Here is an 18,328-nt window from a genome sequence, read left to right on the forward strand (position 1 = left end):
GCAATGCCTACCCCTACCAAGGGTGCGCGCCTCGGCGGTAGCCCGGCTCACGAGCGTCTGATCCTCGCGAACCTCTCCACCGCGCTGTTCGAGCACGGCCGCATCACGACCACCGAGACGAAGGCGAAGCGCCTGCGCCCGCTGGCCGAGAAGCTGATCACCTTCGCCAAGAAGGGCGACCTGCACGCGCGGCGCCGGGTCCTGCGCGTCGTGCGCGACAAGGGCGTGGTGCACACGCTGTTCACCGAGATCGCGCCGACCATGGCCGAGCGCAACGGCGGTTACACGCGCATCACCAAGATCGGTCCCCGCAAGGGTGACAACGCCCCGATGGCCGTCATCGAGCTCGTCACCGAGCCGGTGAGCCCGAAGCAGGCCGTGGTCGCCGAGGCCACGAAGGCCACCGAGAAGGCCGCGCCGGCCGAGCCCGAGCCCGAGGCCGAGGAGACCGCCGAGGCTCCCGCCGCCGAGGCGACGGAGGCCCCGGCCGAGCAGTCGGAGGCCCCGGCCGAGGAGTCGGAGGAGAAGAAGGACGCCTGACGCGTCCACGCCTCGTCCACGACGGAGCCCCGCCGCACCAGAATGCGGCGGGGCTCCGCTGTTACTGGGGCGGGAGGTCCCAGGCGCGGGCACCGCCGACCAGGCCCGCGGAGTTCGGTACGACGACGACGTCGTCGCCCAGGCGGGCCAGCGCCGACGGCGTGATGTTGCGCGAGTTGCCTCCGCCCAGGTACAGCCGGTCCCAGTGGAACACCGGCCGCAGCCCGACGACCACGTTCACCACACGGCGGGACCAGAGCCCGTCGCCGAGCCGGCGGCGTTCCGGCTCGCCGATGTACTCGTCGTACGTGAGGCTGCGGCGGATCGGTGCCCGCGACCACTCCAGGTGCGGGGCGAGCCGGCCGCCGTGGAAGTGTGCCGACCCCAGGCCGGTCCCGAGGGTCAGCACGAGCTCGAGCCCGGAGGCCGCGACGACGCCCGCGCCGTGCACCTCGGCGTCGTTCAGCACGAGGGCCGGCATGCCCAGCCGGTCCGCCACGGCGGCCTGCATGTCGAAGTTCGTCCAGGCCGTGGCCAGCGTGGGATCGACGCGCGAGCGCGGCCCGGACCGCGTGATGTAGTGCGGCGTGTGGACGACGACGCCACTGCGGATCATCCCGGGCATCCCCACGGTGACCCGCTGCGCGCCGGGGAGATCGGTGGCGAGCTTCGCGATCACGTCGACGAGGAGTTCCGGGGTGAGCGGGTACGGCGTCGGAACCCGCACCGGCTGGGCGTGGGCGGTTCCGGCGGTGTCGAGCACGGCGGCCTTGATCCCGCTCCCGCCGCAGTCCACGGCCAGCGTCAGAACGTCTGTCACGCCCCAACGGTACGCACCGCGGCGGGGCGACGGGGGTTGCAGCCGCGGATCGGCCGGCGGAAAGGGCATGTGCGACGGGCACGGCGCGACACCGACACGCCGGCCGATCCCCGCCGGCGCGCCCGTCGGCATCCTCGCCGGCGCGCCTGCCGGCCGGTCCCCGCCGGCACGGGAGGGTGTACCGGACCTTGGGCTCAGCCGGCAGGTCCGCCGGGAAGGGAGAATGTCATCGTGGACGATCTCATCCGGATCAGGCTCGACCTCGCCTACGACGGGACCAAGTTCGCCGGCTGGGCACGCCAGCCCACGGAGCGCACCGTGCAGGGCGTCCTGGAGGACGGGCTCGCGACGATCCTCCGCACCGAGCCGCTCGGGCTTCCCGCGCCGCGGCTCACCGTCGCGGGCCGCACGGACGCCGGCGTGCACGCGCGCGGCCAGGTCGCCCACGTGGACGTCCCGGTGAGTCGCTGGGAGCGGATGCCCGGACGGTCCGATCGCTCTCCGGGAGACGCGATGGTGGCGCGCCTGGCGGGCGTGCTCCCCGCGGACGTCGTCGTGCGTCGTGCGGCGCCCGCGCCGGACGGGTTCGACGCGCGCTTCTCCGCGCTGCACCGGCGGTACACCTACCGCATCGCCGACGACGTCGGCGGCCGCGACCCCCTGCGACGCACCCACGTGCTGTTCAGCCGCAGACCGCTCGACGCCGCCGCCATGGACGAGGCCGTCCGGCCGCTCGTCGGCCTGCACGACTTCGCCGCCTACTGCAAGCCGCGCCCCGGCGCGACGACGATCCGTGAACTGCTCGACGTCGGATGGGAACGCCCGGCGTCGGGGGCCGACGCCGGCCTCGTGGTGGCGCGGGTCGTCGCGGACGCGTTCTGCCACAACATGGTGCGTGCGATCGTCGGTGCCTCCATCGCCGTGGGGGAGGGCCGCCGGCCCGTCGAGTGGCCCGCCGAACTGCTCGCGAACCGCAGGCGTACCGCGGGAGCCGCCGTCGTGCCGCCGCAGGGTCTCGTGCTGGAGGAGATCACCTATCCGGCCGACGACGAACTCGCCGAGCGTGCCGCGCGCATCCGAGCGAAGCGCATGGACGAGGAAGTGCTCGGTTAGGTCCGGCGGTCCTCAGCCACGCCACCGGTCCCGGGCCGCCGGACGGGTAGCGAAGACGCCCGGCGGCGAGGTACGAGCCGAGGACGGCTGAGCCCGGCGGCTCCGGAAGGCACGGTCTCAGGGCTCCTGGACCCAGTGGACCGCCGCCTCCTCGGCGCTCGCGCCCGCGCCGTCGATGCCGGCGTCGTCGCCGTACAGGTCGTTCTCGCGGCCGCCGTCCTCGCCCGGGTCGGCGTCGTCGTCCTCGACGAGGCGGCCGGCTCGCGAGGTGTCCGGACGGGCGAGCGGGTCCCTGTCCCAGCTCTCCGGCTCCTCCTCGGCGAGGCGCTGGTCGAGCGGCTCGCCGTGGCTCTCCTCCCACGCGGTCTCGCCCCAGTGGTTCTTGCGGGGGTAGTCGGGCGGGGAGTAGCCCTCGTCGAGCACATCCGGCGTGCCCCGGTCCAGCAGGGTGTCGGCCTGCTGCAACTGGTCCGTGTCGCCCTCGGCGCCGTACTCCGGGTCCGGCGACGTGGCGGTCGTGTCGCCGCTCATGGGTCTACGGTGACATATTCGCGGCCGTGAGGCGAGGGGGTGTCGAACACCACGTGGGCGGTGTACCCCGCTCGCTTTGACCCTGCTCGGAACGCCCGGGTATTCTGGGTCGTCGTTGTGCTATGTCTCCGACGTCCTGCACCGGCAGCGCCCCACTCGCACGCCGATGTCTGGCCCGGGCGTCACCATGAGCTCCCGCGCACAATGACCCTGACTCATCGGGCGCCGCTTCTCGCCCGACGACACCGAGAACAGAAGGTTACGAACCGTGCGTACGTACACCCCCAAGCCCGGCGACGTCCAGCGTGACTGGCACGTCGTCGACGCGACCGACGTCGTCCTGGGCCGCCTGGCCTCCCAGGTCGCCACGCTGCTGCGCGGGAAGCACAAGCCGACCTTCGCTCCGCATGTCGACGGCGGCGACTTCGTCATCGTCATCAACGCGGAGAAGGTCGCCCTCAGCGGCAACAAGCGCGAGAACAAGATGGCGTACCGCCACTCCGGCTACCCGGGCGGTCTGACCGCTACGCCGTACGGCGAGCTGATCGAGAAGAGCCCGCGCAAGGCCATCGAGAAGGCCGTCCGCGGGATGCTCCCGAAGACGACGCTCGGCCGCGAGCAGATCAAGAAGCTCAAGGTCTACGCGGGTGCCGAGCACCCGCACGCGGCGCAGCAGCCGAAGCCGTTCGAGATCACCCAGGTTTCGCAGCAGGCCTGAGGCCGCTGCCGGATCGCAACGCGAAGGACGCGAGGACTACACAGTGGCTGAGACCACCGTCGACACCGAACTGGACGAGACCACGCCCAGCACCTACACCAGCGAGACGGCCGCCCCCGCTACGGGCGGCTCGTCCCTCACCGCTCCCGGCCAGGCCGTCGGGCGCCGCAAGGAGGCCGTGGCGCGCGTGCGCCTCGTCCCCGGCACCGGCCAGTGGAAGATCAACGGCCGCACCCTGGAGGACTACTTCCCCAACAAGGTGCACCAGCAGCTGGTCAACGACCCGCTGAAGCTGGTCGAGGTCGAGGGCCGCTTCGACGTGATCGCGCGCATCAACGGCGGCGGCAGCTCCGGCCAGGCCGGCGCGCTGCGCCTGGGCATCGCCCGCGCGCTGAACGCGATCGACGCCGAGTCGAACCGCCCGGCCCTGAAGAAGGCCGGCTTCCTCACGCGTGACGACCGCGCGGTCGAGCGCAAGAAGGCCGGTCTCAAGAAGGCCCGCAAGGCGCCGCAGTACAGCAAGCGCTGACGAAGGGCGCGGCGGAGGGTACGGGCCGAGGTACGAGGCACGTGCCCGGAGCGGACTCCGAGGAAGCGCTTCGGACAGCGGAGCGCTGACGATCACGCCGCGTTTCCGGTGGCCCCGCACGGCATTGTCGTGCGGGGCCACTGCGTTTTTCACGTTCTTCGTGCGCCCACTAATCTTGGTCGCACATCTTTCGGCACGGAGGGACACCACACATGGGCAGGCTGTTCGGCACCGACGGCGTGCGAGGGCTCGCCAACCGCGACATCACGGCGGAGCTGGCGCTCTCGCTGGGGAGCGCCGCGGCCCGGGTGCTGACCGCCCAGGGCGAGATCCTGGGCCCGCGTCCGCGTGCGGTCGTCGGGCGGGACCCGCGGGCGTCGGGCGAGCTGCTCAGCGGCGCCGTGGCCGCCGGCCTGGCCTCGGCGGGCGTCGACGTGATCGATCTCGGCGTGCTCCCCACACCGGCCCTGGCGTACCTGGTCAGCGAGCTGGACGCCGACCTCGGCGTCATGATCTCGGCGTCGCACAACGCGATGCCGGACAACGGGATCAAGTTCTTCCAGCGGGGCGGGCTGAAGCTGGACGACGCCGTCGAGGACGCCGTGGCCGCCGTGCTGGACGCGGAATGGGAGCGCCCGGTGGGCGCCGATGTCGGCCGCATCCGCCTCGACCCCGGACTCGCCGCGGCGAAGTACGTCAAGCACCTCACCGAGAGCATCGGGACCACGCTGGACCACCGTCCGCTCGAGGGGCTGCGGATCGCGCTGGACTGCGCGAACGGCGCGGCCAGCGAGGTCGGGCCGCAGGCCTTGCGCGAGGCGGGGGCCGATGTCGTCGTCATCAACGCGAGCCCCGACGGGCGGAACATCAACGAGAAGTGCGGCTCCACCCACCCCGAGCAGCTGCAGGCCGTGGTCGTGGCGTCGGAGGCGGATTTCGGGGTCGCGTTCGACGGCGACGCCGACCGGTGCATCGCCGTCAGCCACACGGGTGAGATCGTCGACGGCGACCAGATCCTCGGCATCCTCGCCTCCGCCCTCCACGCCGAGGGCCGGCTGCCGGACGACACGCTGGTCGTGACCGTGATGTCGAACCTCGGGCTGATCCTCGCGATGCGGGAGGCAGGGATCAGCACCGTGCAGACCGCCGTCGGCGATCGGTACGTCCTCGAGGAGATGCGGGCGAAGGGCTACGGTCTGGGCGGCGAGCAGTCCGGGCACATCATCCTGGCCGACCACGCCACGACCGGCGACGGCGTGCTGACCGCGCTGCACCTGGCGGCACGCGTGAAGACCGCGGGCCGGCGTCTCGCCGAGCTCGGCGCGGACATCCGGCGGCTGCCGCAGACGCTCGTGAACGTGAAGGGCGTCGACAAGTCGCGCGCCGGGACTGACGACGCCGTCAAGGCCGCCGTGGTCGCGGCGGAGGAACGGCTCGGGGACACCGGACGGGTGCTGCTCCGCCCGAGCGGGACGGAGCCGGTGGTCCGGGTCATGGTGGAGGCCGCGACGCAGGACCAGGCGGAGGCCGAGGCGGAGCACCTGGCGTCGGCGGTGCGGGAGCACCTCGCGCTCTAGCTCTCAGGGTTTGCGGGGGTATCGGTGGGGCGGTGAGTCAGGGGCGCGAATCAGGGACGAACCTGGTGACAATCAGGGTGCCCGGCTGCTTACGCTTGGCGCGTGCTGGAACCGATCTACGCCTTCCTGGAAGCCCTCGAGCTCTGGGTCCTCGACCTGGCGGCGTCGCCGTGGGTCTACGCCGCCATGTTCGGATTCGCGACGGTGGACGGCTTCTTCCCGCCGTTGCCGAGCGAGTCGGTGCTGATCACGCTGGCCGTGGCCGCGCACAGCACCGGGGTCCCGTGGCTGCCCCTGGTCCTGGTGGCTGGGGCGCTCGGGGCGTGGACCGGGGACCAGATCGCCTACCAGATCGGGCGGGCGATCGGCACCGAGCGCGTGCCGTTCCTGCGTTCCGAGCGCGGCAGGCGGATGGTGGCCCGGGCCGAACGCCTCCTGGCGCGGCGCGGGGCCTCCTTCATCCTCGCGGCGCGGTACGTCCCGATCGGCCGGGTGGCGGTGAACATGACCGCGGGAGCCGTCCACTACCCACGGCGCCGGTTCATGATCATCGCGGCGATCGCCTCGGTGATGTGGTCGCTGTACTCGGCGGGGATCGGGATCCTGGCGGCGGCGTGGCTCGGCCACGAGCCGCTCCTGGCGATCGGCGTCGGGATCGTCTTCGGCATCACGGCGGGATTCGTCATCGACAAGGTCGTGATGTGGTTCCAGCGCCGCCGCCCGGACGTGGACGACGAGGACCCGGAGCATGTCGCGGAGCCCTCCGACGAACGCGCGGCGGCGTAGCTCCGGAAAACAGAGCTAGAGCTTGCGCAGGCGGACCCGCTGGACCTTGTGGTCCGCGCCCTTGGTGAGGACCAGGGTGGCGCGCCCGCGCGTGGGCAGGATGTTCTGCTCCAGGTTCGGCGCGTTGATCGACTCCCAGATGCTCAGGGCGCGGGCGGTGGCGTCGTCGTCGGACAGATCGGCGTACTTGCGGAAGTAGGACTCCGGACGCTGGAAGGCCGTGCGCCTCAGCTGCAGGAACCGGTCGACGTACCACTGGCGGATGTTCCGTGTGCGGGCGTCGACGTAGATGGAGAAGTCGAAGTAGTCGCTGACGGCGACGGTCGACTCGTCGATCGCGGAGGGCCGCGCCGGCTGGAGCACGTTGAGGCCCTCGACGATGAGGACGTCCGGCTTGCGGATCACCACCTCCTCGCCGGGCACGATGTCGTAGATCGTGTGCGAGTAGCGCGGGGCGCGCACCTCCTCCTGCCCGGCCTTGATCCGCGACAGGAAGCGGATCAGGGCCCGCCGGTCGTAGGCCTCGGGGAAGCCCTTGCGCTCCATGAGGCCGCGCCGCTCCAGCTCGGTGTTCGGGTAGAGGAAGCCGTCCGTGGTGAGGAGCTCGACGCGCGGCGTCGAGGGCCAGCGGGCCAGCATCTCGCGCAGGATCCGTGCGGTGGTCGACTTCCCGACGGCGACCGAGCCGGCGACGCCGATGACGTACGGGGTGCGCGGCGGCTGTTCCTGCAGGAATGCCGCCGTGGCACCGTGCAGGCCGGTCACCGCGTTGACGTAGAGGTTGAGCAGGCGTGACAGCGGGCGGTAGACGGCGTCGACCTCGTTCAGGTCGATCGGGTCGCCGAGCCCTCGGAGCCGGTTGACGTCGTCGTCGGTCAGCGGGAGGGGGGTCGACGCGGAGAGGCGGCTCCAGGCCGCGCGGTCGAGGTCCACGTACGGAGATGCCGGCGCCAGCGACAGCAGGTGCTCACGAATCGTGGTCGAAGACTGGTGTGCCACGCGCACGATTCTGCACCACCCGCAGGAGTGCTTCGCGCCGCCCTGCGGCGCCGGAGGGAGGCCGTGGCGACCCTTGTAAGGACCGCGAACTTATGGTAGGGGGGCGCGGGTAGACTCGCGACCATGTGCGGAATCGTCGGATACACGGGCCTGAGCGGCGCCAGCGCGGACAACGAGGGCGGCGCCGGTGAGGACGGACGGGGCGACGGCGGGACCCGCCAGGAGGCCGGGTCGGCCGCACCGCTGGCGGTCGTGCTGGAAGGGCTGCGGCGTCTGGAGTACCGCGGGTACGACTCGGCGGGCGTGGCCCTCGTCGGCCCCGGGATCGACGGTGTCGCCGCCGCGAAGAAGGCCGGGAAGCTCGCCAATCTCGTGGAGGAGCTCGACCTGCGGCCGCTCCCGCCGGCGACATCGGCCATCGGGCACACGCGCTGGGCGACGCACGGCGGGCCGACGGACACCAACGCCCACCCGCACCTCGCGGACGGGGACCGGCTCGCGGTGATCCACAACGGCATCATCGAGAACTTCGGCGAGCTGCGTGCCGAACTCGCCGCCGAGGGCGCGGAGTTCCGTTCCGAGACCGACACCGAGGTGGCCGCGCACCTCGTCGCCCGGGAGTACCGCGCGACCGGGGACCTGACGCGGGCCATGGCGTCCGCGGCGACCCGCCTGGCCGGCACGTTCACCCTGCTCGCCGTCCATGCGGACGATCCCGCGAGGGTGGTGGGCGCGCGGCACGACTCGCCGTTGGTCGTCGGGCTCGGTGAGGGCGAGAACTTCCTGGGCTCGGACGTGGCGGCGTTCATCGCGCACACCAAGGAGGCCATGGAGCTCGGCCAGGACCAGGTGGTGACCATCACGCCGACGTCGGTCGAGGTGACGGACTTCGCCGGGAACCGGGCCGAGGCGAAGCGCTACACGGTGGACTGGGACGCGGCGGCCGCCGAGAAGGGCGGCTTCGACTCCTTCATGGACAAGGAGATCCACGACCAGCCGCACGCCGTCGCCGACACGCTCCTGGGCCGGACCGACGCCGCCGGCAACCTCGTCCTGGACGACCTGCGGATCGACGAGTCCGTGCTGCGCGCCGTGAACAAGATCATCGTGATCGCCTGCGGCACCGCGGCGTACTCCGGCCACGTCGCCAAGTACGCGATCGAGCACTGGTGCCGCATCCCGGTCGAGGTGGAGCTCGCGCACGAGTTCCGCTACCGCGACCCGATCGTGGACGAGCGGACGCTCGTGGTCGCCGTGACCCAGTCCGGCGAGACCATGGACACGCTGATGGCGGTACGCCACGCCCGCGAGCAGGGCGCCAAGGTCGTCTCCATCGTCAACACGCACGGCTCGACCATCCCGCGGGAGTCGGACGCGGTGCTGTACACGCACGCGGGGCCCGAGATCGCCGTCGCCTCGACCAAGGCGTTCCTGGCCCAGATCACCGCCGCGTACCTGCTGGGGCTGTACCTGGCACAGCTGCGCGGCAACAAGTTCCCCGACGAGATCGCGTCGCTCCTGGACGACCTCCGCGACATGCCGCGCAAGATCCAGACCGTGATCGAGCGCGGCGAGTACGTGCGCGCGACGGCCCGCTCGATGAGCGACTGCGACAAGGTGCTGTTCCTCGGCCGGCACGTCGGCTTCCCGGTGGCGCTGGAGGGCGCGCTCAAGCTGAAGGAGCTGGCCTACATCCACGCCGAGGGCTTCGCGGCGGGCGAGCTGAAGCACGGGCCGATCGCCCTGATCGACGAGGGGCAGCCGGTGTTCGTCGTCGTCCCCTCGCCGCGCGGGCGCGACTCCCTGCACTCCAAGGTGGTCTCCAACATCCAGGAGATCCGGGCGCGCGGCGCGCACACGCTCGTCATCGCCGAGGACGGCGACGACGAGGTGCGCAAGTACGCCGACGAGGTCTTCTGGATCCCGAAGGCACCGACGCTGCTGCAGCCGCTGCTCGCCGTCGTCCCGCTGCAGATCTTCGCGATGGCACTGGCCACGGCCAAGGGCCTCGACGTCGACCAGCCCCGCAACCTCGCCAAGTCGGTCACCGTGGAGTAGTCGCGAAGCCTCAGCCCTCCGCGATGACCATCGCCGAGCTGATACCCGCGTCGTGGGAGATCGTCAGGTGCCAGTGCCGCACGCCGAGCTGATCGGCACGCGCGGCGACCGTTCCCGTGAGCTCCACCTCGGGCGGCCCTCCGACGACACGGTGCACCGTCGCGTCGTGCCAGCGCATGCCGCCCGGGGCGCCGAGGGCCTTGGCGATGGCCTCCTTCGCGGCGAACCGGGCCGCCAGCGACGACGGCGGCAGGTCCCGCTCGGCCGGCGTGAACAGCTTCTCGCGAAGCCGGGGCGTGCGCTCCAGCGTCGCCATGAACCGGCCGACGTCGACGACGTCGATCCCCACCCCGATGATCACTGAAGCTCCGGGATGACCTGCTTCTCGAACAACTCGATGCCGGACTGGTCGTAGGCGGCCTCCAGGAAGTACGTGATGGCGTACGTCATGCCGAGCTCCTCGACCGCACGCAGCTTCTCCACGATCTGCTCCGGCGTGCCGGTCAGATAGGCGTTCCGCCACACGCCGATCTCGTGCTCGGCGCGCTCCGGCGCCCACCGGCGCAGGTGCTCCTCGATCCAGGCGAGCCGCTCGGCGACGTCCTTCTCCGTCGCGCCGATCACGACGTTGTAGTTGGCCGACCGCGTGATCGCCCCGAAGTCACGGCCCAGATCGTCGCAGTGCCCGCGGAGCACCGACGACTTGTGCGCGAAGCCCTCCGGATCGCCCGCGAAGTTCGTGTACTGCGCGTGCCGCGCGGCGATGCGCAGGGTCTTCTTCTTCCCGCCGCCCGCGATCCACAACGGGATGCTGGGCACCTCGGCGCCGCCGTCGCCCACCGGGAGCCGCTGCAGCGGCTGCGGGTAGCAACGAGCGCCGTCCACCCGGTAGCGCTCACCCTCGAACGTGCCCGAGGTACCCGTGCGCCACATGCTCTCCATGATCCGCACGCCCTCGTCCAGCGCGCGCAGCCGCTCGCCGGCCGTCGGGAAGCCGTAGCCGTAGGCGCGCCACTCGTGCTCGTACCAGCCGGCGCCGATGCCCATCTCGACGCGGCCGCCCGAGATCACGTCCGCGGTGGAGGCCACCTTCGCGAGATAGGTGGGCTCCCGGTAGGCCATGCACGTGCACATCTGCCCCAGGCGTACCCGCTGCGACGCCGCGGCGAACGCCGCCATCAGCGTCCACGCCTCGTGCGTCGCCTCCTGGGTGAGCTGCGGAACGGTGTGGAAGTGGTCGTAGACCCAGGCCGACTCCCAGGCGAAGCCGCCGCCCGGGACGGCCTCGCCCGCCGCCTGGTTCTCGGCACGGTGCAGCAGCGACAACATCGTCGGCCAGTGGTCCTCGGGCGCGATGTCGACGAGGTCGAGCCGCCAGCCCTGCGGGATGAAGAGTCCGAATCGCATGACCCTGAGCCTAGGAGGTCCCGCGGGCAGGTGTCGTCCCTTGTCCACAACCGCCGCAGGTGGTGCAGGCTCGTGGCCGCGGGCCGCCCGCCGGGTACCGCATTCAGGGGCCGCGCGGTGCCGACGCCGGTCCGTCGTCGGCGGAAACGTCGGCGAAGGAACGTTGCCTTACCGAACCGTGACAAAAAGCGGGCATCATAGGGCCCGTGATCGAGGCATGGACGGCAGATGAGATTCGTGCGGCAGAGAAGCCGCTGCTCGACGCGGGTACTCCGCTCATGGACCGTGCCGCGCGTGCGCTGGCCCGGACGGCGCTCGCGGACGTCGCCCGGCGGCGGTCCGCCGGCAGCTCACCGCGGCTCCGGCTCGCGGGGGCACTCGGGTCCGACGGCGTTCCGGGGCCGGGCCGCGTCCGGCCTCCCCGCCGCCACGGCGTGTCCCGGAACGCCGCGCACGGCGCACGAGCGGTCCTGCTCGTCGGCGCCGGCAACAACGGTGGCGACGCCCTCTTCGCCGGCGCGCACCTGGCGCGGTCCGGCATGCGGGTCACCGCGTTCCTCGTGGCGAGCGCGGTCCACGCCGAGGGTCTCGCGGCGCTCGAGGCCGCCGGTGGCGAGGTGATCGCACGGTCCGAGCTGCGCGTCCCGGTCGTCGTCGAACAGGTCGCCGCTGCGGATGTGGTCCTCGACGGGCTCGTCGGTGTCGGATCCCGGGGCGCGCTCCGGCCGCCCTCCGGCGGGATCGTCCGGGCGCTCGTCGAGTCGCGGGCGGCAGCCGAGGCGACCGGAGCCCCGTGGCCGTGGGTGATCGCCGTCGACGTGCCCAGCGGCATCGGGGTCGACGACGGTTCCGTGCCCGGACCGGTGCTCCCGGCCGACCGGACCCTGACCTTCGGTGCCCACAAGCCCGGCCTCCTCCTCCCGCCGGCCGCCCACGTCGCCGGCGTCGTGGAGGTGGCCGACGTCGGCCTCGGGGCCGCGCAGGGCCCTCAGGTCCCGGGCACCCTCCGGATGGAGGAGGCCGACGCCGCGGCGGTCCTGCGCGTTCCCGGTGTGCGCGACCACAAGTACACCCGCGGTGTGGTGGGCGTCGTGGCCGGGACCGAGAAGTACCCCGGCGCCGGGGTACTCGTGGCCGCGGGGGCGGTTCGTTCCGGTGCGGGCATGGTGCGCGCACTCGGTCCGACGACCGTGACCGACAGGATCCTGACCCGGCATCCCGAGGTGGTCACCGCGGGCGGGCGGGTCCAGTCCTGGGTGCTCGGGCCCGGCATTCCCTCCGACGGGTCCGACGCGGGGCAGGACCGGCGCGTCTACGGTGCGCTGGCGGCCGTGACAGGGGTGCTCGACGCGGAGGTGACCGGCGGCGTCGTGCCCGCCGTCATCGACGCCGGGGCCATGGCGATGCTGGAGCACCGGCTCCCCGAGATCGCGGTCCTCACCCCGCACGCCGGGGAACTGGCCGAACTGATGCGCGGGCTGGGGCACGAGGTGGACCGGGCGGACATCGAGGCCGAGCCGGTGCGGTGGGCGCGCGCGGCGCAGCGCGCGACCGGTGCCACGGTGCTTCTGAAGGGTGCTGTCACGGTGATCGTCGGTTCGGGCGTGACGTTCGCGCAGGCCGAGGCGCCTGCCTGGCTGGCCACGGCGGGTGCGGGCGACGTGCTGGCCGGCCTGCTCGGCACCCTGCTCGCGGCGCGCGCGGACGACGTGCTCGCCGATCCCTCGCTGACGAGCCGGGTGGCCGCGGCCGCCGTCGTGCTGCACGGCCGGGCGGGGGCACTGGCCAGCGGTGGCGGCCCGGTGTCGGCGACGGACGTGGCGGATGCCCTGCCGCGCGTGATCGCCGACGTGCTGGCGCGCTGACGCGAGCCGCCCGGGCCTGCCGTCGCGGCCCATGACTCCGGCTCGCTTGCTGCGGCCCGTCAGGGCAGGATCGTCCGCTGCTGGAAGTTGCCTCAGAAAGTTTCCCGGAGTGCTGTGAGATGTCGTCGTCTCCCGCGTCTTGGGTGCATGAGCATCGATGCAGAGTTCCAGTTCCACGAGGTCGTCGACAGTTTCGCCCGCCTGGACAGCCTGGCCCTGCGGATCCAGCGAGAAGCTGTCGAGGTCGCGGGTGGGGACGGAGATGTCGAGCCGACACGGATCGACGGCCTCACCGTCTATGTGACGCTGAACGACGAGGGCGCTGCCAAGCGGCTCGCCCTGCGGCACCGCCTCGTCCCCGGACCACCGTCGCCGCTGGAGCTGAGCCGGACGTGGTGCGGCTGGCTGCCTGAGGCGTCGCGCCTGTTGCCCGTCTCGGTCCAGTTGACGCTCGTGTCGGACGGGTAAGGAGCCTTCACTCTCGTCGGGAAAGGCCAGCACAATTCCGGCAAGGGCCCATTAATCCCACCCGCACCACTTGTATAAACCGAGCGGGATCGCGTTTTCGTCATACACTCGCATCGCACCCCCGGGAAAAGTAACCGCTGCCACAAAAAGGGGGTGGGTGCGCGTGAGGACACGGACAGTATCGCCTCGAGTGCTCGATGGTGAGCCTCGTCAGGCCGTCGGCATGACCACGGAGAACGTGCGCGAATACGCGCTTCACGGAAGGGATCGCGAAGTGCGGACGATCGCCGGGGTCGCCTCGGAGATCGATCCTCGGACATTGATGGTCGTGGGCCCGAGCGGATCCGGAAAGACCGCCACGGTCATGCACGCGCTGCGCGGCCTGGGCCCCGACGTCCCCGTGCTCCGCGTCCAGAGGATCTGGTCCCGTCGCCCGCACGCACGATTCCTCGGCGACACGGAACGCTCCGACCTCACGGTCGCGGCCCCCGGCGCCGACGGCAGGCCGACGACCGGATTCTTCGAGAGCGTGACCCAGAATCTCGGCGGTACGGTCCCACGTGTCGTGTTCGTCGACGACGCGGGCGTGCTGACCGAGGAGCGGCTCTCCTGGCTGCAGCACCTGGTCGACGAGGCGTTCGCGCTGGACTGCCGGGTCGTCGTCGCCGCGGAGGAACTCGCGCCCGGAACACTGCCCGACGAGCTCGACGTCCTCCGCCTCGGTCCCCTCGACGCGCCGGCGCTGCGCCACTTCCTGACCGACGCGCTGGGCCTGGCGATCGCCTCTGACGTCGTCGAGCGGATCACCTGGTGGAGCGCGGGGAATCCGCGGCTCGCCCTCGAACTGGCCCAGGACCTCTCCGTGGCCCAGCTGCGCGGCGGAGCGCTCTGGCACGGCCCCGACACCGCGGGCTCCGCCGCCCAGCGGACCTACCGCCACGCCCTCGAGACCGTCGACGAGCCGGAGGCGGATCTCCTCGCGTCCTTCGTGCTGCGCCAGACCGGGTCGAGCCTCGGCGAGGAGCCCTGGGACGGGGCCGCCGGCCTCGGGGACGACCCGTCGCTGAACAGGCTCGCCGAGCTCGGCCTGACCGAACTGCGCGGCGAGACCTGGTTCCTCCGACATCCGCTCGTCGCGGTGCTCTGCGCCGAACGGCGCCGAGCCGAACGCCCGGCCGCGCCCACATCGGAACGCAGAGGCGAGGCGATGCTCCGCGGCCTCCACATGCAGGAGCTCAACCCCGTCCTGCGAGCCGGTCCGCTGTCCGTGGAGGGGCCGAAGAACCGCGCCCTGGCGTTCACCGTCTCGGTGCTGACCGGGCAGACCTGGGGCATTCCGCGGCCGGGCCTGGCGGGCGCCGTCGACTGCCGCGAATGGGCCGATCATGCGTGGTGGCGCGGCTCGGCGGGCGTGGACGGGCCCGTCAGGGAAGCCGCCCGGCGTCTCGCGGCCGCCGCGCTCGCGGTCGAGGCCGAGGGCGTCGTGCACGACCCCGATCAGCTCCGCGCCGACCTCGACACGGTCGGCGAGACGCCCGGCCAGCACTGGCTGGGGCTGCACCTGCAGACGCGGATGCGCCTCATGCTCGGCGACGTGTCCGGCGCCCGCGCGCTCGTGGCGGGACACGTGGACGACGATGTCCAGGGCGCCGCCGAACACGTCGCGCGGAGTCTCAGCGCGGCCATGGTCGCGGCCGTCGAAGGACAGTTCCATGACGTGCGGCGACACCTGGACGCCGTGCGCCGGCTGCGCCCCGGGTGCGACGGGTGGCTGGTGCTGCGAGGGCTCACGGCACTCGCGGACGCGGCCATCGACGGCCGCGTCCCGGATGCGGGCGTCCCCGACGTCCTCGGGACCTGGTCGGCGCGTGCGGCGGCGGAGTTCGCCGCCGATGTCGGCGCCGCCCACCTGCTCCTGGGACGGGCGCGGGAGGCAGTCTCGCTGCTGGCCGTGTCGGCCGAGCAGTGCCGGTGGCCGTACCAGTGCCCGGTCATGGTCCGCGCCGACCTCGTGGACGCGGCGGTGTCCGCGGGGGACGTGCAGTCGCTCCCTGCCGCCGCCGGGGACACCGCGGTCGACGAGTGCGGCGTTCTGTCCGCCGACCTGCGCGCCGCCGCGGCGCGCGGCGCCGCCCTGCTCGCCGACGGCGACGGTGCGCTGGCCGCCTTCGACGAGGCGGTCCGCGCCTCGACCCCGCCGGCCTCGATCCGTCAGCACGTGCGCACGCTCGTCGCCTACGGCCGCTTCCGCGCCGCGCGAGGAGACGCCGGCGTCGCGGTGGCTGCGTTCGACCGCGGCCGGACCCTCGCGCAGCTCGCCGGGCTGGCCGGGTGGACGCGCGGCATCGACACCGCGCAGACCGCGTCCGGAGGCGCGGTGGCGAGCAACCGGTGGGAGGGGCTCCGCCGGGAAGAGCGGACCATGGTGCGGCTCGCTCTCAAGGGCGCGACGAACTCGAAGATCGCGGAGTCGGTGTTCGTCTCGGAGCGGACGGTCGTGAACCGGCTGCGGCAGGTCTACCAGCGCCTGGGCATCCGCGACCGCAGGGATCTCATCCGCCTGGCGGAGGAATGCCCGCCGCGGTGGGCCGCGGCCGAGGTGTAGGTCCCGAGCCCGGATCGCCCGTCAGGCGATCCGGGCTTGCCATATCTACTGGCGGGTGAAATTTATTCGTCTACGGCTTGCGATTCTTTCCGTGACGACGGGGAAAGATGAGGTTATTCCGGAATAGCGCGTCCGAATGACCCAAGTGCGCCATGGTGCGTTCGCCTGCGCTGGGGCATATCTGATGACAGGGCATGCAAATCCCCTGGATCTTGTGTTCGCTGAACGTGGGACTCGTGTGGTTTTTTCGTGTCCCACCGTCATTCCGACGCCGCCCAGACGGCGCAACCTGTGAGGAGTGAGTTCCTTTGAGGCGAACACAGTTGTCTTCACGACGACACCGATTGCGAGGGCGAGCCAGATGGCGCCGCTCTGTCGCGATCGGTGCCGGCGCCGCACTCTGCGTCGCCGGATTGAGCGTCCCTGCGTCGGCGCTCGACACGTACCCTGACGACCCCGCGGAGGCCGGGGCCAGCGTGCTGATGTCGGAGCTCATGGAGCAGGAGCTCCTGGGCGCGGCCACGTCGGTGGCGGGCTGGGACACCGACCCGGGTCCCAACATCGAGAACCTCGACGTGGACGTGCTCGGGTCTCAGCTCTTCCAGCTGGGTGACATCGCGCTGCCCGTCGACCAGTTCATGGACTTCGGTCAGCTGGGGGGGCTCGCCAGCTCCAGCGAGGCCACGTCGCCGATCGACGGCCGGGCAGCGTCTGGCTTGATCGGCCCCGACGGTGGCGTGACGATCGACGGGACGTCCGAGGGCGACTGGGGAACCACCACGCTCGACCTGTTGGCACTGGCGGATGCCGCCGGTGTGTCCGGGATCACGGACGCGTTCGTCGACCAGATCGACCTTCAGCTCGGTGCGCTGGGCTCCGAGGTGATCGCTGAGGACGGTGTGTTCCTGGACCCCGATGGTGTGGGCGGTCCGGGGCAGTACATCCTCGGTGATGCATCGCTGCTGGTTCACTCACCGATGGTCGAGGACATCGCCGCAACGATCTCCGATGTGGGCGGTCAGGTCGACACCGCGGTCGAGGACACGGTCAACGGGCTGTTCGACGTCGGAGCGCTCGCGGATCTGTTGCCGGTGCCGGGTCTGCCGGCGCCGGAGTGCACGGTGGACTCGAACATGCAGGGCACGATCGTCAACGCAGTCGTGGGTGAACCGATCACCTCGGCGAACCAGATGGTCAGTGTTGACTTCTCCACGGGTCAGCTCGAGCTCCACCTCGAGCACATTCTCGAGGGCAGCGACCCGTGGTTCGGAGGCGACGATGCCGGTATGAACGGTCTCCCGCCGAACTACGAGGTCATCAGCGACGAGATGTACCCGCAGATCGGCGAGTCGACGCACGAAGTGATCCAGGAAGCCATCCAGATCATGGCGACCGCTGTCGAAGAGTCGCTGAATGCTGTTTCGATCAATTGCCAGTGGTATGAGGAGGGCCCGCTTCCCGGTGACGTCGTCGACGTGTCGTGGACGGTCTCGCTCGCGGACGCCGCCAGCGGGAACCTCGCGCCTGTCGAGACGAACTGCACCGGTGTGACCGCCACGGTTGTCTGCCAGACGCTCGCAACGACGATCAACACCTCGGGTGCGCTGCTGACACCGTTGTTCGCGGCCGTGTACAACTTCCTCATCAGCGATGAGGGAGACGAGCTGTTCACCCTTCTGATCACCGATCTCAAGACGGACCTGATCGCGGAAACACTCTGGGTGGACATCCTGGGGCCGTTCCTCGACGCGTTCACCGAGATCATCTCGGTGCAGATCAACCATCAGGAGACGACGACCTGTGTCTCCGACACGGGTGAGGAACTGGTCGACTCGCTCAAGGTCTCCGCACTGAGTATTGCTCTGGTGCAGTCGGCTGACGTCGGTCGACTTGACTTCGGTAACTCCGGTGTGCGGATCGACGCCTGCGCCACGGCCATCGAGCCGGTCCTGACCGCTGACCCGCCGGAGTTCCCGGCTGGCGAGTGCACGGTCGTGTCGGGTGAGGGTTACACGCCGAACTCGACGGTGACGGTGCAGCTGGCGGACGCCGACGGCAACCCCGTGGGTGACCCGATCGTGGCCGAGACCGACGAGAACGGCGCGTTCACGGTCGATCTCTGCACGCCGCCGGACACGCCGCCGGGTGACTACACGATCATCGGCACCGACGACGAGACCGGGACCCCTGCGGAGACGCCTGTCGTGATCACCCCGGCACCGATCGAGCCCACGATCACGGTGGACCCGACGGAGGTTGCTCCGGGTGAGTGCACGGTGGTGACCGGTGAGGGCTACACGCCGAACTCGACG

Annotated in this window: 16 protein-coding genes; 11 read left to right on the forward strand and 5 right to left on the reverse strand. The window is 71.4% G+C overall.

Annotation, left to right across the window (positions count from 1 at the left end):
- The first annotated feature begins 3 nt into the window (after window positions 1-3).
- Window positions 4-540: a 50S ribosomal protein L17 gene (gene rplQ, locus IIE03_RS01070; RefSeq protein WP_192860877.1), complete on the forward strand. Its 537-nt coding sequence runs from the start codon at window positions 4-6 to the stop codon at window positions 538-540.
- Between the two features lie 61 nt (window positions 541-601).
- Here rplQ and IIE03_RS01075 read toward each other — a convergent pair whose 3' ends face one another.
- Window positions 602-1,360 carry an ROK family protein gene (locus IIE03_RS01075; protein WP_318842723.1) on the reverse strand — a complete coding sequence of 253 codons (759 nt, stop codon included), beginning with the start codon at window positions 1,358-1,360 and terminating at the stop codon, window positions 602-604.
- 231 nt (window positions 1,361-1,591) lie between these two features.
- On the opposite strand from IIE03_RS01075, the gene truA reads away from it, so the two are divergent.
- Window positions 1,592-2,473, forward strand: a complete 882-nt coding sequence (gene truA / locus IIE03_RS01080; RefSeq protein WP_192860879.1) for a tRNA pseudouridine(38-40) synthase TruA — start codon at window positions 1,592-1,594, stop codon at window positions 2,471-2,473.
- 117 nt (window positions 2,474-2,590) lie between these two features.
- Here the strand turns inward: truA and IIE03_RS01085 are convergent, their stop codons facing one another.
- Window positions 2,591-3,004 (reverse strand): DUF5709 domain-containing protein, encoded by a 414-nt coding sequence (locus IIE03_RS01085; protein WP_192860880.1) that lies wholly within the window; start codon window positions 3,002-3,004, stop codon window positions 2,591-2,593.
- Between the two features lie 268 nt (window positions 3,005-3,272).
- Here IIE03_RS01085 and rplM point away from each other — a divergent pair, with 268 nt between their 5' ends.
- The 4 genes from rplM to IIE03_RS01105 all read left to right on the forward strand — a co-directional run bounded on the left by rplM (window position 3,273) and on the right by IIE03_RS01105 (window position 6,614).
- Window positions 3,273-3,722 carry a 50S ribosomal protein L13 gene (rplM, locus tag IIE03_RS01090; protein WP_192860881.1) on the forward strand — a complete coding sequence of 150 codons (450 nt, stop codon included), beginning with the start codon at window positions 3,273-3,275 and terminating at the stop codon, window positions 3,720-3,722.
- Window positions 3,723-3,765: 43 nt separating this feature from the next.
- The gene (gene rpsI, locus IIE03_RS01095; RefSeq protein ID WP_192860882.1) at window positions 3,766-4,251 is read left to right on the forward strand and encodes a 30S ribosomal protein S9; all 486 of its coding nucleotides are present in this window, start codon (window positions 3,766-3,768) and stop codon (window positions 4,249-4,251) included.
- Window positions 4,252-4,463: 212 nt separating this feature from the next.
- Window positions 4,464-5,828, forward strand: coding sequence for a phosphoglucosamine mutase (gene glmM / locus IIE03_RS01100; protein ID WP_192860883.1), 1,365 nt, complete (start codon window positions 4,464-4,466; stop codon window positions 5,826-5,828).
- 102 nt (window positions 5,829-5,930) lie between these two features.
- The gene (locus IIE03_RS01105; protein WP_192860884.1) at window positions 5,931-6,614 is read left to right on the forward strand and encodes a DedA family protein; all 684 of its coding nucleotides are present in this window, start codon (window positions 5,931-5,933) and stop codon (window positions 6,612-6,614) included.
- Window positions 6,615-6,629: 15 nt separating this feature from the next.
- Here IIE03_RS01105 and coaA read toward each other — a convergent pair whose 3' ends face one another.
- Window positions 6,630-7,613, reverse strand: a complete 984-nt coding sequence (gene coaA / locus IIE03_RS01110) for a type I pantothenate kinase (RefSeq protein WP_318842724.1) — start codon at window positions 7,611-7,613, stop codon at window positions 6,630-6,632.
- A 123-nt stretch (window positions 7,614-7,736) separates the two neighbouring features.
- Here coaA and glmS point away from each other — a divergent pair, with 123 nt between their 5' ends.
- Entirely contained in the window at window positions 7,737-9,671 is a 1,935-nt protein-coding gene (gene glmS / locus IIE03_RS01115; protein WP_225997059.1) for a glutamine--fructose-6-phosphate transaminase (isomerizing), read from the forward strand.
- Between the two features lie 10 nt (window positions 9,672-9,681).
- On the opposite strand, the gene IIE03_RS01120 is transcribed toward glmS, so the two are convergent.
- A complete protein-coding gene (locus IIE03_RS01120; protein WP_192860885.1) occupies window positions 9,682-10,032 on the reverse strand; it encodes a holo-ACP synthase in 351 nt (116 codons plus the stop codon).
- Window positions 10,029-11,078 (reverse strand): LLM class F420-dependent oxidoreductase, encoded by a 1,050-nt coding sequence (locus IIE03_RS01125; protein WP_192860886.1) that lies wholly within the window; start codon window positions 11,076-11,078, stop codon window positions 10,029-10,031. The genes IIE03_RS01120 and IIE03_RS01125 overlap by 4 nt, the downstream gene beginning before the upstream one ends.
- 206 nt (window positions 11,079-11,284) lie before the next feature.
- On the opposite strand from IIE03_RS01125, the gene IIE03_RS01130 reads away from it, so the two are divergent.
- From IIE03_RS01130 to IIE03_RS01145, 4 genes are all read left to right on the forward strand, one after another.
- On the forward strand, window positions 11,285-12,943 hold the full coding sequence (locus tag IIE03_RS01130; RefSeq protein WP_192860887.1) for a bifunctional ADP-dependent NAD(P)H-hydrate dehydratase/NAD(P)H-hydrate epimerase: 1,659 nt from the start codon (window positions 11,285-11,287) through the stop codon (window positions 12,941-12,943).
- A 147-nt stretch (window positions 12,944-13,090) separates the two neighbouring features.
- Window positions 13,091-13,411, forward strand: a complete 321-nt coding sequence (locus IIE03_RS01135; protein WP_192860888.1) for a hypothetical protein — start codon at window positions 13,091-13,093, stop codon at window positions 13,409-13,411.
- Window positions 13,412-13,685: 274 nt separating this feature from the next.
- Entirely contained in the window at window positions 13,686-16,016 is a 2,331-nt protein-coding gene (locus tag IIE03_RS26555) for a LuxR C-terminal-related transcriptional regulator (protein ID WP_192860889.1), read from the forward strand.
- Window positions 16,017-16,429: 413 nt separating this feature from the next.
- A partial coding sequence (locus tag IIE03_RS01145; RefSeq protein WP_192860890.1) for a choice-of-anchor G family protein occupies window positions 16,430-18,328 on the forward strand: 1,899 nt, incomplete at its 3' end.

It is taken from the genome of Myceligenerans pegani, from assembly GCF_014892515.1.
In the GTDB taxonomy this organism is placed as follows: Bacteria; Actinomycetota; Actinomycetes; order Actinomycetales; family Cellulomonadaceae; genus Myceligenerans; species Myceligenerans pegani.